Origin of the sequence: Bacteroides sp. An19 (assembly GCF_002160215.1) — a bacterium.
GTDB classification, from domain to species: Bacteria; Bacteroidota; Bacteroidia; order Bacteroidales; family Bacteroidaceae; genus Phocaeicola; species Phocaeicola intestinalis.
Map to the genome: position 1 here is coordinate 89,929 of NZ_NFKD01000005.1, position 13,955 is coordinate 103,883.

A 13,955-nucleotide genomic window follows, 5' to 3' on the forward strand; every position below is an offset into this window, starting at 1 on the left:
TTATGGGACTTTTTAATTTTCCGCAAGTGGACAGCAACGTGAATGTAATATTCTGCGTTGATGGTGACGAGTATGAAGTCGAACAGTTCAAAATCGGCTTTCACCAGCCTGTTGATGGTAATAAGAATCAACCGGAAGGTGAAGTTCGTGGAGGACGTATTATGATAACATTGTCACAAACCGTTAAAAATAACATCTACGGATGGGCAATCAAGCCCTGGGTGAAAAAAAATGGGGTGATACAATTTAAGACTGGAACGTCTGGGGTGATATTTGAGGTAGTGTTTACAAATGCTTATTGTATCAGCTTGAAGCGTTCTATAGGAATAGGCATAGGCTTGAACACTAGTTTGATATTATCTCCTCAAATAATCAATTTGAATGGTATTGAATTTGATAATAACTGGGTAAAATAGAAAAATATGTCTAATGAAAATGATAGTACGATAATTTATCCTGATTTGTTTTTATTGAATAATAAGATAGGACATTTTTATACAGGTCATGTACTTGGATTGGGATATGCTTTTGTACAACGTTTACCATATGATGTTGTACAAGGAAACGATTGTTATTCTAAAATAATTGATATTCAATGTATAGATCAATCAGAAGAAAGCAAAAATAAAGGATTTAATCTTGTTGCAGATAAATTAAAAAACAATATTCTAAAGAAAGATTCTTTAGGTAATTATTATGTTATATATAAAGGTGAGAAAAAAACACTTCTTTCAAGTGATGATTTAAAGATTCATTTATATTCTCTTGGTAATGATACAATGGTAAATGTAGAAATATTGTCTTACAAATATAATGGTGAGTTGAAAGGATGTAGTTGTGAGAAAATAGAGTATACAGGTGAATTACAGTCTTTTGAATATAATTTTAGTACAAATATTACAGAAATAATATGGGGATTATCTGCTGCGAGTGGAGTGGTAGGTACCGTTGTAGGTCCTTTGAATGAAATGTTTGTAGTGGAAAAAAATTTTTATGATAAATTTTTGAAAACTCCCCCTTATTTAAATCGTTTATATAGGGCAAGGGGATTTTCAGAGAATTTGTCTGAATCATTGAAAAATAATGGGATAAATATACCATCTGAAAAACTAAATGATAATATAATACCTAAGACTTTAAATAGTATAAAACGAGGCCTTGCATTGGTTGGTCGAGGTTTAACTTATTTGGATATTTTATATTCTCAACAGCTAAAAATATCCCATTTAGTGTCTTTATACATGCTGTCCTCAGCATTTCCTGTTTCTTGGGTACTTGGTGGAGTTATTGTAGGTATAGATATATTACTTTATGCAAATACTGAAAAGTCTTTGGGTGATTGGATAGATTATTATGCAGGAAAAATCGGTCTGGGGGATGAAAATGGAGTTATTATAGGTAAAGATAAAATATACCATCAAGTGCAGAGACATTACGATGATGATTTTATTATAGTACCAGATAATACCCGAGTTGTTAAACCGAAAATTAATGATTTTTATGAAAAGTATTATTGACTATTTGTTTTATAGATATTATATGGTTTGCTTTAAGAATAAAGAATTTCCTCGTTTTGGAGCGACATGTATATTATCCGAAATTATTACAATGGCTTATTTGTTTATTGTGTTAATACTGTCATTTGTTTTAACAGGTGATTTCTTCTTGCCATATACATCTGAAATAACTAGAATTATAATAGCATTAATAGGTTTTTTTCTTCCTTGGATTAAAATATATCTGCATTATGACAAAGAAAGAATTAGGGTTTTATTGGATAAATATAAAGACAATATTTATAATATAAAATATTCAGATAAGGCAGTATTAAGTCTTAGTTATATAATACCAACAATTGGACTTATTTTGATGCTATTTCTTTATCAATTTAAATAATAGTAAATTATGAATCAATATAAAATAATAATCATTTATTCAGTTTCAAATGGCCAATTAAAGAAGTCATTTGAAGAGGAGCTAGAGAAATATGGTTTGGAAAGATTGGGAGAGCAAGACATTTTTGTACTTCCTTTAGAGGAATATCGTACTAAAGTACAAGCGTTCAAAGCCTACATAAGGGCTTATTCCCGTAAGCATTTGGACAGCCAGGACACAGTCTTGTTTGTGGAATCACGTATGAATGAAGATCGTACACTGACCACTATGCTTCAAACAGATTTAATGAGAGATAATGAGTAAATAATATAGTATGAGTGCACAATCATATATCAAATTATGGACTGCTGAGCCATCGGAACATGAAGATGTTCAGGCTTATGACCTATTGGAATATGAATATGATTTCAGTCAGGATGCTGATAAGACTGGACGGGTAATCGGCAATATGCAAGGCGGAAAGATAGGTATTATAATATCAGGCTTTCCGACTGATGACTTATTGGCGTGGATGCTTAGTTCGCAAATCCATAAAAATGGAGAATTAATGAATTCTTCAGGTATTCTTGGAAGTCAGAAAGAAGTTATACGCTTCAGGGGTGCACAGTGTCTTGAAATGAATGTTCACTCTACAACCAAAGAATGTCGGACTAAACTTCTGATTCATTTTAAGGAAATGGAAACTGGAGATTCGTGCTACTTAAATATGTGAATGCTATGAGCTGGTTCAATACCCTATTCAAAAAGAAAAATGTAATGGGAAATGATGACCATTACATAATGAAATTGTGTGTGGGTGAAGAAATATATGATATTGAAGACTTCAACCTGCAATTTAAGCGTGATACTAATCGTATCGGTTTTCCGGAAGGGGAAGCATACGGTGGTATCATTATGTGTATGTTACAGGGAATGCCTGGTGATACCCTGTTAAGATGGGGAACTTTCACACAAACATATATGAATGGGGAGATACGAGTATATCAGAAAGACCAGCCCAATCAGCAGGCTGCATTTGTAGCTCACTTTACGGATGGTAATTGCATTCAGTTCCAACGAAAGGTTGACAATGTCAATCATAAGCAATATATACTTATAAGATTTGCTTCACGATTGTTGGAGTTTATCAATGATGAGTTTGAAAATCAATGGCGTTAGCAAATATGGAAACAAAATTCTGCAAATTACCTTTAGACTTTGGAGCATTGTTGAGCGAAGATGTCGAGAATAGCCGTCTGGAGTCCTGCTCGGAAATAGAGTCCATTGATCAGTTTATTGAGCTGTTGATTAGTACAGCTCCGGGTGAGCATACCTTTGACAAGAAGTTTGGCTGTAAGATTTTTTATCTTGACTTCGAAAGTATTGTGTCACATACACGTTGGGAAGGACAGTTCTCCGAATATATCACTACAGCTGTTACCACATATGAAAAGAGACTGACCAATGTCAGCGTACGTGTAATTATAGACGACACAATGTTGCAGGACAGTATGTATGAAACATCAAGTATAAAGAAGAGAGTGCAGGTTTATGTATCTGGGAATCTGGTTCGTACAGGAGAAAGAAGGACATTCTATTATGTGATTTACTTAGGACCTATTTCAACACGATAACAGTATGAGTGAAGAAAAATACAATAAAGAGCAAATTAGGAACCGGATGCTGAAGTATGCAGCAGCATTTTGGGGTATAAAGAAGGTGGAAAATTTCGATCCGGTGGTCAAACTTATGTTGGAGGCTCTGGCGAATGAGGTTTACACACTCGGAGAGGATTTTACAGCAATTGAAACCAGACTGTTGGAAAAGACAGCCCACATACTTACACCAGGCATGCTGGCATCACCATTCCCTGCGCATGGTATTGTACATGCTTCCCCTATTGATCCTGAATACTTGATAACACGTGAATCTGGTATGTATTATGAAAGTGATGTGTTGAACAGAAAACTTTCCACAGGCACGCTTTCATTTTATCCGGCCTGTGATACGATGTTGCGCAAGGTTGAAGTCAAGTATATAATATCCGATGACTTGCTTTATGAAGTCAGTCATACTTTGGAGAAAACAATGGTAGCCCGTAGCGAGGTTAAAATGCCGTCAGACTCCGTGTGGATTGGGTTGACTGTTGATGAATCCATCAACGGACTGGAAAATCTGTCATTTTATCTTGACTTTCCGAATTTAACGGACAACTATGAATATCTGTTCCTGCTACCTTGTACAGAATGGTATATGGATGGAAAAAGGATTGATATGCAGAAAGGCATTTATCAGAAAATGATACCATCCAGACACTCTGCTTATAGTTTTTTCCAGAACTATGATATAATGGTTATGATAGATAAGGAAGTGATGGATATATACAACAAGCATTATCTTACCATTTCTCAGCAGCTTGTTATAGATGATAAGGATAAGGTCTCATTTCCTGAAGAGCTCACAGATTATTTCAAGGAGTCTGTCGTGGATAAAATGAAAGACAGGCTGATATGGGTAAAGGTGAGTTTTCCAGCACATTTCACACCAGATATATTAGAAGACCTGCATGTCGGAGTAAATGTTGTACCTGTAGAAAACAAGTTACTCCATGAACAAAATACGAATATAGAAGATACATTTAGGGTAATTCCATTGCGTACAGGAAAAAGCGAGTCTTTATTGGCAGTACATAGCGTGAAGGACTCTAATGGCAAAAACTATTACGAGCTGATGTTTCAACAGGAAAGCAGTATGGAGGATTGTGGAACTTATTCTTTGAGAAAGGGTGGCTGTGAACGTTTTGACTCCCGTTCGGCAAAGGAACTTCTTGTATATCTGCTTGACTTGCTTGATGACGAATCACATGCTTTTTCTGCCGTTTCCAGTGCAAAACTACAAGCGTTGGTTGGTCAGATGGAGCAATTGATGGAGCAAATGAAGCAGATAACAGAGCAAATGAATGAAACAAGGGAAACACCTTATTATTTAATGATAGACCGTATGAATGGTAACGGACAGATAACGGTGAAATACTGGACTACGAATTGCGAGATTGGCAACCAGATACAAGCCGGAGTCGAGTTGTCCCCTAATACCAATACCTATGTGAATCCAAAAACATTGGCACTTGTCAGTACGACTTATGGAGGCAAGCACTCTCCTAAAAACAGGGAACAAATAGAACATTACAAATATGGTTTTCTTTCTCACGGACGTGTTCTTACTCAGAATGATATAGCCAGTTTCTGCAAGAAAGAACTGGGAGAACTATTATTACGTACTGATATTCGTAATGGAGTGGCAATCAGTTCGATGCCTCATGAGGGGTTGATACGTACAAAGGATGTTCATCTGATTTTGGGAACAAGATTGGATGAACCATTACAGGAAAAACGGATGAAAGACAATCTGCTTACCAAATTGGCAGCCTGCTCTCCGGATACTTTTAACTATAGGATATTTATTGAATATAATAACGCATAAACAGATTTTATATGAATCCAGTTGCACTACATTTTGTATCATCGTATTTGCTCATGCCTCTCCTTACCATAATATTTGGAGTTGTGGCATATTTTATTGCCAGGAAAAACAAACTGCTTAATAATAAGAGGCTTATTGTATATTTGCTTCTGAGTGGTATTGTACTAGCGTTACCGGGACTGGCGGGTTTCATGAACTATAACTTTATGCCATATATGTATATTTTATTGGTTGTAGTTTATTGGATCGCTGGATATTACAACAGGATGGTATTGAGAAAAGTATTTTCATCCTCCAGCAATGAGCAACCTTCATTTGGAATCCAATTTCTGATTACAGTATCGGTTATGTTGTTCGGAGCCGGTCTTTTTTCATTGGTTTTCAATCTTTGCAATGAACTGCAATATGGAATATGGGCATCCACCTGCCTGCTTCCTTTTTCATTTCCTTTATTATATGCACAGACTGTTGACTGCTATTTTGCGATTCCTTTGGAAATCTATAAAGTCTGGAAGTATTCAGAGGAGTATGATTCGGATACTTTGTATATCAATCGTGATAAGAGTATTGTGATTGATGTGGAGGTCTTTAAAAGTGTAAATGACCCGGTTGCTGAACGAATTACCGGAAAAGCCTCGGAGGATGTCATATTCGGACAGTGGTTTCAGCGTATGATAAATGACTGTAATCTGAAGTCTCCGTCAGCTCCAATTGAATATCGTAATGAAGGTGGAACTTATTACGAATGGGTATTTTATACTAAACCGTCTTTCTTCAGAAGGAGATTCTATATAGATCCGGAAGTAACACTTGCAGAAAATAAGCTGAAAAGACATGATGTGATTATTGCCAAGCGTGTAGCAAACGAATTGGTAAAATATAGAGAATATTAATATTGTGGATTATGGCAACGAAACAGAATAAAAGGAAATCATATCCCCTGGTAAATTGGACAGACGGATTGCTTGTAAGGAAAAATCATTTGATGCAACTGGAAGATCATTTCATCAATCAGTTGTGTGAATATCAGTCGTATCATCTCAACAGAACAAACTATGGCTTTTTACCTTTCAGAAAAGGAGAACCTGTTTCCGGTGATTTCAGCATTACAGAGCTTGTTACAGGTACTCTCGAAGTCAGGTTGAAACGTTGTCATGCTGTTACTGCTGGGGGCTATCTTATAGATTATGATGCTGATGAAAATGAAGAACTGACAGCCAGCTTCCACATTTCTGTTGAAGATACTGATGATAGAGAACAGAAATGGGATGTGATATTGATGGCAGACCCGTTTGAAAGACAGCCTTCCGGTACTCCGGATGAAACAGAAAGTGTACCCAGACAACCGGACGCATTGCCTAAATATCGCCTGAATGTATTGCCGGCAGGACAGGTTGATGGAGGGGAACTGGGAAGATATTATCTTGTAATAGGCCGATTGCGTAGGAATGGAAACCGTTGTGAAGTGGATGGAAATTTTATACCTCCATGCTCCAGTATGTCCAGTCATCCGGACCTGAAAGGTTATTATGCGAAGTTCGGTCAACTTATAGATTCGATAGAAAAGGCTTCTATTGATATTCTGGCAAAAGTAGAGAACGCAGAGAAACAGACTGAATTAGCAGCAAATATAGGAATGTTATGCCGTCATGTAATGTTATATATATCTGATATATACTTTTCATTCCGTAACGAAGGACAGTATTATTCGCCTATACGTTTCTTAAATGTATTTTCGACACTTGCACACCGTTTATATATTTGTCTGGGCTTTATGGGTAAAGAAGAGAAAGAAGATTTGTTGAAGTATTTTTATGAATGGAATGGTGTCAAGCCCGGTGCTTACGAAGGCGTGCTCCGTGAAAATTGTGGAATGCGTTATGACCACCATGATATTCGTTTACTGATGGTAACGACAGAGCGCTTTCTTTACCTCTTTAATGATTTGTGGACTACGTTGAGCCGTCTTGAGTATATCGGTAAACATAAGGAAAACATTGTTGTGGCTGAGCGTTCACGTCAATCTAAGGAAACCACAGAAACACGCTGGAATATTCTGGATTAGTCTGTACTTAAACAGTTTTTTGTATGGTAAAGGAAATAGATAACATAGTGAATTTTGATGAGAGTGTGCATGCATTCAATCAACCTGATACTGATTTCAAGGCTGAAGTTGTTGCCAGTGGATTGAAAGAACAGGGTTATGATGCAGAACGGACGCTCATTTTAAGGCGTGGGGATATAAGACGCGGTTATTCAAAGGATATTCATGATATACATTCAGAATATTCACACTATGACTTGACCGATTATCTTTATCTGTATGTAAACAGGCGCAGTCTTTATGACATGTTACCTGAGTCTATATTTCATCGTAACCTTTATCAGACAGGAAAAATTTCAAAAGAGCAGGTCCTGGAGGAGATTCGTATCCATCGTGATGAAGAGTTCTTCGCAAGAAGATTTTTCAAACCTTTCGAGATTTCCTTGGATTATATGCTGGTTGCTTTTCAAAACAAGGAACGGCGTATTGATGAAATGAATGTTCATCGGGATTTTATAAATATATTCTCCCGGCAATGGCCAGTCCTTGATTTGCTTCCCGTCCATTTAGCTGTAATGCTGATACACATGCTGACCTATCTGGAACAGATAACAGTAAGTACGGAGAATATAGGTAAATGTATGAGCATACTGATGGAAGTACCTGTATCCCTGAAAAAGGGTGGGAAATGCATTACGGAAGTTGATCCGGACATTGTTCCGAAATTGGGTGAGTGTGTTTTGGGAGACAATATGGTAATTGGCAATAGTTTTGATGACGGGACTTATGAAATGGAACTTGAAATCGGTCCTATCTCTGCATCCAGAATGCAAGGTTTCTCTCCAGGAGCCAAAGATTATCAGATATTGCAATCTTTGGTTGAGCTTTTTTTGCCAGCCGACAAAATAATAAATACACGTTACATAATCCAGCAGGAAGACTCTCGCTTCAAGCTTGGTTGCTCTTCTGAGCAAGGGACTTTTTTAGGAATAAGTAGTTACCTGTAAATAAAAAATAAAAGTATGAAACCTAGGAATAATTCAGAAGTAAGAAAAGCATATTTGAAGTTTGCCGCTTATTTAATGGCTTGCGTCATATTTGCCGTTTTAATTTTTGCCTGTTTCTTAAAGACATCAGGCGTTGAGGTTAAAAGAATAACAATGAAAACCCAGGAGTATGACCGGGTATATACCCGTGAAATAGCCCTTTCAAATAGTGTGGATTCTGTTTATCAATATATGAAACTGATGAACACTTCTCCACAGATTAATGATGTATTACTTCAGGGAGTAATCAGTACAAAAAAAATGAATATCCTTAAAAACATACAGGATATGGAAGAAAGGGACTGTAAATTGTACAGACAACTGCTTGGAAATATCAATCTGTTCTTAGGAGTTAAGGATTCTATCCGGTTACTGAAAATCCAGGAGGAAATGGTAAAAAATGATTTGATGCAATGTATCAAGGATAATTGGAAGACTCGTAGGAATCTTAATGTAGGCTCTGGTAATAACAAATAAAAATAGAGGATTATGGACAATAATAGAAATAACCTGAATAAACGGGAAGTCTTTATGGGACATGCCTATGTATTCCTGTTCTTTATCATAACAACTGTAATATGTTGCATTAGTATATTCATGTGGAATTCAGACTTCAGTATGTTTGAGCAGAAAGAGTTTGTAAAAGTAAAAATGAACCGTATCAAGGACTATCAACAAGAACAGGCAGATCATCAAGTTTCTGTTGATTCCTTGTTTCGTAAGATAGAGAAGTTTGAACCGGGCGTATATGCTCAATATGAAGAAGATGATATTCGTTATCTGATAAACAATCTGAAAAACACATACGAAAAAAACAACTGGGATAAGAGGTATAAGTTGTTTATGCACATTGCTGATTTTTACGACATGTGGTTGTCGGATAAAAAGCAATTGTGGAGTATTCAGCAGAATATCATTACGTTCAAGGCAAATTTGGAGGAATGTGAAATTGGACTGCAGAAGAAACTTGAAGATCTGCGTTCCGGTTCAAAAAAATAAATATTATGGGAAAGATTTATACGCGTAAATTTATGCTTGTTATAGGAGCTTTGCTGCTTTGTATAGTAATGGCTCTATTGATACGATTGTTGTTCTCAAGCAGGACAATCAGGATGACATTGAATCCGATAGAGGTAGAAGTTGGCGAACCTGTTCACTATTCAGACAGTACACGTAATGCAAAAAAATGGCTTTGGGAGTTCGGCAACGGAGATAAGTCAAACAAGCAAAGCGGGGAATATATTTTTATGGAGCCGGGACGTTATCAGATACGCCTCAGAATAGATGATGCGCTGGAAGAAAGCAAGATTGTGACTGTAAGAAGAAAAAAGAATGATTATGGAAGTGAACAGTTGGTGAAAATTGAAGCTCCGTCAACTGCTATGCAAGGTGAGATTGTTACATTCAGAGGTTATGGTGCATCTAAGGAATGGAGATGGCAGTTTGGTGAGTCTGGCATTGTAGACTCAAGGGAGCAGAATCCATTATATTCTTATTCTGAGCCTGGCAAATATGAGGTGCAGCTGATGACTGAGAATACCCAATACCCGGTAAGACATACGATTGAAGTCATTCCTCAATATACCGAAAATGATTCAACAGACATATTGGTGGTTATAGGGAATGATATTCGTGAGCATTTGCAAGCTATCGTGGATGGAAAGCCATTCAACACTCATTATAACTATATATTGAAAAAATATTTGTGCGGTAATCCTGATGTGGCTGTCACTATAAACAATAACAAAAAGAATGATTTCTATTCTTATTGTCAAGGTCTGAAAATAATTGCCCGTAAAAAGACACTTATTGATGATGTATTTGTAGATATGGGTGATGATCTAAATAATGAATGTGTTATGCAGCTGATGGTAACTCAGCACGAACGGTTTTCAGAACAAAAAAGGTAAGTTATGAAAAGAAATAGATTGTCAAGTCTGTTCCATGCCGGATGTCTGTGCGGTTGTTTTATCGGTTTGATGGCAGCATGTGGTCCGGTAAATCGTTTTACGAGGGTAAAGAAAGTGCCTCGTGAGTACGTGAACAATTATTGTATAGAAGGATTAAAAGCACCACGTGATTTTGCAGTATTCAAGGGTAATCCGTGGATTGTATTTGCTCAGGAATCTTCCTCTTCTTACATGAGTCCAAGTGGAAAGAATGAGATGGATAATGTGGAGTATATGGATGCGTTTCTGGTCATAAAAGAGAAAGGTGACTGGTTGAAGCTGATAAAATATGATCCGTCTATTTTGAAGAATGGCAGATTAAAGGAGTGGAAAAAGGCGAAATATGTCGGTTGGATTAACAAGAATGAACTTTTGCTGACAAGGAATGGTATTACGGATGTCATGACAGGATTTAAAAACAAGATGGTTCTGTTGCCAAATGATACCACAATGTTTGTAAAAGCCGAAAAATATTTAGCAAATGATTCCATAAAGCTATACGGAAACACAGACTTGACCAAAGAGATTGGTAAAATTCCAATGTATAGTCTTGTGTATCCTTACAAGAAAGCGGTAGATGGAACACATATACTTGTCGGTTGTAGTCCCGTGATTGATGCAGACAGCATTGATCTAAAAACTATAGGATGGATTGATAACAGATTGTTGACATCTTCCGGACAGCAGTTGCACATAGATGTAGCGTCATTGCCTATGGACGTTTTCACCACGATTGATAAAGAAGAAGGAGATACGATAAACTTATGTGCCTCTGAAAGAATCAAAAGCCGGAATTTGTCTGTACTTAATCCAGCTATAAAATATAGTCCGGTACTTTCTTATAGAGAAAATGATACAACACTATGCTTCCGGACTCATCTTCCTATGCCGGTTATTGACAAGGGAGACAGTTATGTCTTGAATGTAAATGGAAATCCAATCTATTATGATACTTTTAAGAACAAAATCGAACAAGATTTACAACATATCAATATAGTATTTGTAGTGGAAGGGAAAGATATTACCATTGAACGTTTCCCGGCTTTGGTAAATGCAGTTCAAAGTTTGCAGTCAGTTCTGGTAAACGATGAAAGTTTTACATTCAGGTTTGGAGCGGTACTGACTTTTAATGAAGAAGGCAGCTTGAACGATCCTATCTGTAAATTGACCCCTGATTATATGGAGATGCTTGATTTCCTTTCAGCCAAAGCTAAAAATTCGGAAAAGCTGAAGCCTGTATATGGCAGATTTGGAAGCTGGTCTGGGGTAAGAATAGGTGTAGATATGTTCAATCATCATAAAGATGAAACAAATGTATTGGTCGTAATTGGTGATAAAGGTTATAATACAGAGTTCGCAGACTCTGCCTTGGTGAATCGGATGGTAAAAAACAATTGCCGTTTGTTAGGATTCCAACTGTATGGGGGCGAGCCTGATAATTTTAATAACTTTGTCCTTCAGCTTGGCAATATGATTGATTGTTATGCTCCACGGATCAGCCAGAAGAAAAGAGAACTGATGGTATATCCGGATTTGATACGGAATGGCAATGAATATATGGAAGTAAATCATAATACTTATTGCCTGGACTTTCCAGATAAAAGTATGACTCAGGGATGGTTGGTATTTCCGCAGAAGAATGAATCTTTGGAAATGGAAAGTCTGACTCAGGCTGTAGATTCCATGTTGTTGCAAGTGAAACTTGATAATACCATATTGTACAACCAATTGGAAAGAGCTTTTGCAGAGGTCGGTACAAATCGGTATAAACTTGATTCAACATTTGTAGCTTATCATCATATAAAGAAAACTGATAAACAGACCATAATGTCAGCATGTCCTTCTATAGAATCTGGATGGTCGCTTCCATTATCTCCTGTTGTATTACCTGACAGTCTGTCTTCTACATTGGATTATTATTTGCTGGTGAATGAAGATGAATTTAAACGACTCAGGAAATACATAGAAGAACCAGCTAAGTTAGTGATTGATTATAAAGTTGAAGTTGTAAGAAAAAAGAAACAGGCTAAGGTCAATATCTGTGATTGTCCGGAAGATTATATAACAGATAATAACGATGAAACAGCTATTAGTATAAAGAGAGACAGTCTGAATGATCCTGAGTATGCTCCAACTCGTCGTGTCAGAAGAAAGCTGGTACGGCATTTCCTTTCTGAGAGAAATACAGATAAGTATTGTAAAATTAAAAGAAAGGCTTTCTTGAGGATGCCTATCTCTGAATCTTTACGAAGATTTACCTCATGCCCGGTGGATTATCCGTTTTTTGAGGTATATCGGTTTAATGACTTGAAGAAAAAGGAGATGATTACTGATGTAGAATTGGACAAACTGATTGAATATTTTAAGGAAAAGAAGAAATTGTTGGACGAAGCTGCCGGTAAATCATTTCAATCCAATGGACAGACGTATTATTGGATCAGCCGAGATTTGTTACCATAGTCGTTCATTTGAAAATTTATCATTATGATATACCAAGCAATATTGAAAATCAGAGGCAAAGAGATACCGATACTTTATTATAGTTATCGGTGTCATATTCAACATTGTGATGATCCTAATTTAAGACGAATCATACAACTTCATATTGAGGCTTGTGAAAAGACGGGTAATCGAGAATACTTGCCTGTTGAAGGAGATCTGATAACACTTATGTTTGAATGTAGTGGTGACGAACAGTTCTTTTATGACTGGTTGAATATAGAAGGAACCGTGCACAGCGGTGAAATCCATTTTATATACAATGAAGTGGAGATTGTTGATATTTTTCAGTTCCAGGATTGCTTTTGCTTGAAGATAGAAGAAAGTATGAGTGCCGTGAATTTTCCTATGGTGATGACCGTATATCTGTCGCCAGGGATTATTAAGAGGAATAATTTGGATGTGAGGGAGAAGGAATGGGGTGATAAAAATAAAGCATTAATAGCTAATAATATAGTATATTCAAAGTTTCATGAGAACTCATCATCCACTGTTATTAATAATAGTTTTTCAAAAGATGCTTCTATTGGAGAAATAGAGGTGAAATCTCAAGAAGAATTAGAAGAACTTCTTTGTGAAATGTCTAAGCAGGCTTGGCGAAGAGCTGAATATATAGCAAAATTATTACCCCAAAGTAATGGCTCTAAAACTGTTTGTTCAGATGGAATAGTAACTGTCAGTGGATATAGTAAAAGAAGAGTAAGTAAAAAGTTTAGGCAACAGGTCCCTAATATGGTTGATGTTCCTATTTCATCAGTGATAGAAGAAGCTTTAAAATTAAACCATAAATTACGTGAAAATTCTTCCATAGATAATGGAATACCAGGTAGTAGTAGCGCCTCTCATGCTGAAAAACAGATGCTTGTGAAGCAGAAAAATGAAATGGCTTTTGGGGTAAATAGAAAGATTTGTGAATGTTGTTATGAATTTATACAAAAAACAGCTGAAACAACAGGTAATACTATTTTTATAACTCAACCTGTTGATGTGACATATATTTTTAGTCCAACATCAGGAAAAGGTAGAATATACAAAATTGGAAATACAAAAATATGAATG

At 36.4% G+C, this 13,955-nt stretch carries 16 protein-coding genes; all 16 read left to right on the plus strand.

Features of this window, described 5'->3' with window-relative positions:
• Nucleotides 1-2 precede the first annotated feature (2 nt).
• From tssD (B5F25_RS03430) to tssD (B5F25_RS03505), 16 genes are read left to right on the plus strand one after another with little or no spacing between them, the layout of a single operon-like run.
• Nucleotides 3-416, plus strand: a complete 414-nt coding sequence (tssD, locus tag B5F25_RS03430) for a type VI secretion system tube protein TssD (RefSeq protein WP_087247593.1) — start codon at nt 3-5, stop codon at nt 414-416.
• A 6-nt stretch (nt 417-422) separates the two neighbouring features.
• Nucleotides 423-1,517 (plus strand): hypothetical protein, encoded by a 1,095-nt coding sequence (locus B5F25_RS03435; protein WP_087247595.1) that lies wholly within the window; start codon nt 423-425, stop codon nt 1,515-1,517.
• The gene (locus B5F25_RS03440; protein ID WP_087247687.1) at nt 1,501-1,896 is read left to right on the plus strand and encodes a sodium transporter; all 396 of its coding nucleotides are present in this window, start codon (nt 1,501-1,503) and stop codon (nt 1,894-1,896) included. The genes B5F25_RS03435 and B5F25_RS03440 overlap by 17 nt, the downstream gene beginning before the upstream one ends.
• Nucleotides 1,897-1,905: 9 nt before the next feature.
• Nucleotides 1,906-2,199 (plus strand): hypothetical protein, encoded by a 294-nt coding sequence (locus tag B5F25_RS03445; protein ID WP_087247597.1) that lies wholly within the window; start codon nt 1,906-1,908, stop codon nt 2,197-2,199.
• A 10-nt stretch (nt 2,200-2,209) separates the two neighbouring features.
• Nucleotides 2,210-2,608: a type VI secretion system tube protein TssD gene (tssD, locus tag B5F25_RS03450; RefSeq protein WP_087247599.1), complete on the plus strand. Its 399-nt coding sequence runs from the start codon at nt 2,210-2,212 to the stop codon at nt 2,606-2,608.
• A gap of 44 nt (nt 2,609-2,652) precedes the next feature.
• On the plus strand, nt 2,653-3,054 hold the full coding sequence (gene tssD / locus B5F25_RS03455) for a type VI secretion system tube protein TssD (RefSeq protein ID WP_241148347.1): 402 nt from the start codon (nt 2,653-2,655) through the stop codon (nt 3,052-3,054).
• A gap of 5 nt (nt 3,055-3,059) precedes the next feature.
• Nucleotides 3,060-3,509, plus strand: coding sequence for a GPW/gp25 family protein (locus B5F25_RS03460; RefSeq protein ID WP_234144045.1), 450 nt, complete (start codon nt 3,060-3,062; stop codon nt 3,507-3,509).
• Between the two features lie 4 nt (nt 3,510-3,513).
• Nucleotides 3,514-5,358 (plus strand): type VI secretion system baseplate subunit TssF, encoded by a 1,845-nt coding sequence (locus B5F25_RS03465; protein WP_087247605.1) that lies wholly within the window; start codon nt 3,514-3,516, stop codon nt 5,356-5,358.
• A gap of 11 nt (nt 5,359-5,369) precedes the next feature.
• The gene (locus B5F25_RS03470; RefSeq protein WP_087247607.1) at nt 5,370-6,251 is read left to right on the plus strand and encodes a TssN family type VI secretion system protein; all 882 of its coding nucleotides are present in this window, start codon (nt 5,370-5,372) and stop codon (nt 6,249-6,251) included.
• 11 nt (nt 6,252-6,262) lie between these two features.
• Nucleotides 6,263-7,423 (plus strand): hypothetical protein, encoded by a 1,161-nt coding sequence (locus B5F25_RS03475; RefSeq protein ID WP_087247689.1) that lies wholly within the window; start codon nt 6,263-6,265, stop codon nt 7,421-7,423.
• A 23-nt stretch (nt 7,424-7,446) separates the two neighbouring features.
• Nucleotides 7,447-8,409, plus strand: a complete 963-nt coding sequence (locus B5F25_RS03480; protein ID WP_087247609.1) for a type VI secretion system baseplate subunit TssG — start codon at nt 7,447-7,449, stop codon at nt 8,407-8,409.
• A 15-nt stretch (nt 8,410-8,424) separates the two neighbouring features.
• Complete coding sequence (locus B5F25_RS03485) at nt 8,425-8,925, plus strand: type VI secretion system TssO (protein WP_087247611.1); 501 nt, start codon at nt 8,425-8,427, stop codon at nt 8,923-8,925.
• A 12-nt stretch (nt 8,926-8,937) separates the two neighbouring features.
• Nucleotides 8,938-9,447, plus strand: coding sequence for a type VI secretion system transmembrane protein TssO (locus B5F25_RS03490; protein ID WP_087247613.1), 510 nt, complete (start codon nt 8,938-8,940; stop codon nt 9,445-9,447).
• A gap of 5 nt (nt 9,448-9,452) precedes the next feature.
• Complete coding sequence (locus B5F25_RS03495; RefSeq protein ID WP_087247615.1) at nt 9,453-10,358, plus strand: PKD domain-containing protein; 906 nt, start codon at nt 9,453-9,455, stop codon at nt 10,356-10,358.
• A 3-nt stretch (nt 10,359-10,361) separates the two neighbouring features.
• Nucleotides 10,362-12,857 carry a type VI secretion system protein TssR domain-containing protein gene (gene tssR / locus B5F25_RS03500; RefSeq protein WP_087247617.1) on the plus strand — a complete coding sequence of 832 codons (2,496 nt, stop codon included), beginning with the start codon at nt 10,362-10,364 and terminating at the stop codon, nt 12,855-12,857.
• A 24-nt stretch (nt 12,858-12,881) separates the two neighbouring features.
• Nucleotides 12,882-13,952 (plus strand): type VI secretion system tube protein TssD, encoded by a 1,071-nt coding sequence (tssD, locus tag B5F25_RS03505; RefSeq protein ID WP_087247619.1) that lies wholly within the window; start codon nt 12,882-12,884, stop codon nt 13,950-13,952.
• Nucleotides 13,953-13,955: the final 3 nt, after the last annotated feature.

Bases quoted from the DNA above. Each gene is read 5' to 3' on its own strand.
- B5F25_RS03440 (WP_087247687.1), top strand. From the start codon at position 1,501: ATGAAAAGTATTATTGACTATTTGTTTTATAGATATTATATGGTTTGC.
- B5F25_RS03485 (WP_087247611.1), top strand. From the start codon at position 8,425: ATGAAACCTAGGAATAATTCAGAAGTAAGAAAAGCATATTTGAAGTTT.
- B5F25_RS03435 (WP_087247595.1), top strand. From the start codon at position 423: ATGTCTAATGAAAATGATAGTACGATAATTTATCCTGATTTGTTTTTA.
- B5F25_RS03490 (WP_087247613.1), top strand. From the start codon at position 8,938: ATGGACAATAATAGAAATAACCTGAATAAACGGGAAGTCTTTATGGGA.
- B5F25_RS03495 (WP_087247615.1), top strand. From the start codon at position 9,453: ATGGGAAAGATTTATACGCGTAAATTTATGCTTGTTATAGGAGCTTTG.
- tssR (WP_087247617.1), top strand. From the start codon at position 10,362: ATGAAAAGAAATAGATTGTCAAGTCTGTTCCATGCCGGATGTCTGTGC.
- tssD (WP_087247599.1), top strand. From the start codon at position 2,210: ATGAGTGCACAATCATATATCAAATTATGGACTGCTGAGCCATCGGAA.
- B5F25_RS03460 (WP_234144045.1), top strand. From the start codon at position 3,060: ATGGAAACAAAATTCTGCAAATTACCTTTAGACTTTGGAGCATTGTTG.
- B5F25_RS03445 (WP_087247597.1), top strand. From the start codon at position 1,906: ATGAATCAATATAAAATAATAATCATTTATTCAGTTTCAAATGGCCAA.
- tssD (WP_087247619.1), top strand. From the start codon at position 12,882: ATGATATACCAAGCAATATTGAAAATCAGAGGCAAAGAGATACCGATA.
- tssD (WP_087247593.1), top strand. From the start codon at position 3: ATGGGACTTTTTAATTTTCCGCAAGTGGACAGCAACGTGAATGTAATA.
- tssD (WP_241148347.1), top strand. From the start codon at position 2,653: ATGGGAAATGATGACCATTACATAATGAAATTGTGTGTGGGTGAAGAA.
- B5F25_RS03470 (WP_087247607.1), top strand. From the start codon at position 5,370: ATGAATCCAGTTGCACTACATTTTGTATCATCGTATTTGCTCATGCCT.
- B5F25_RS03480 (WP_087247609.1), top strand. From the start codon at position 7,447: ATGGTAAAGGAAATAGATAACATAGTGAATTTTGATGAGAGTGTGCAT.
- B5F25_RS03475 (WP_087247689.1), top strand. From the start codon at position 6,263: ATGGCAACGAAACAGAATAAAAGGAAATCATATCCCCTGGTAAATTGG.
- B5F25_RS03465 (WP_087247605.1), top strand. From the start codon at position 3,514: ATGAGTGAAGAAAAATACAATAAAGAGCAAATTAGGAACCGGATGCTG.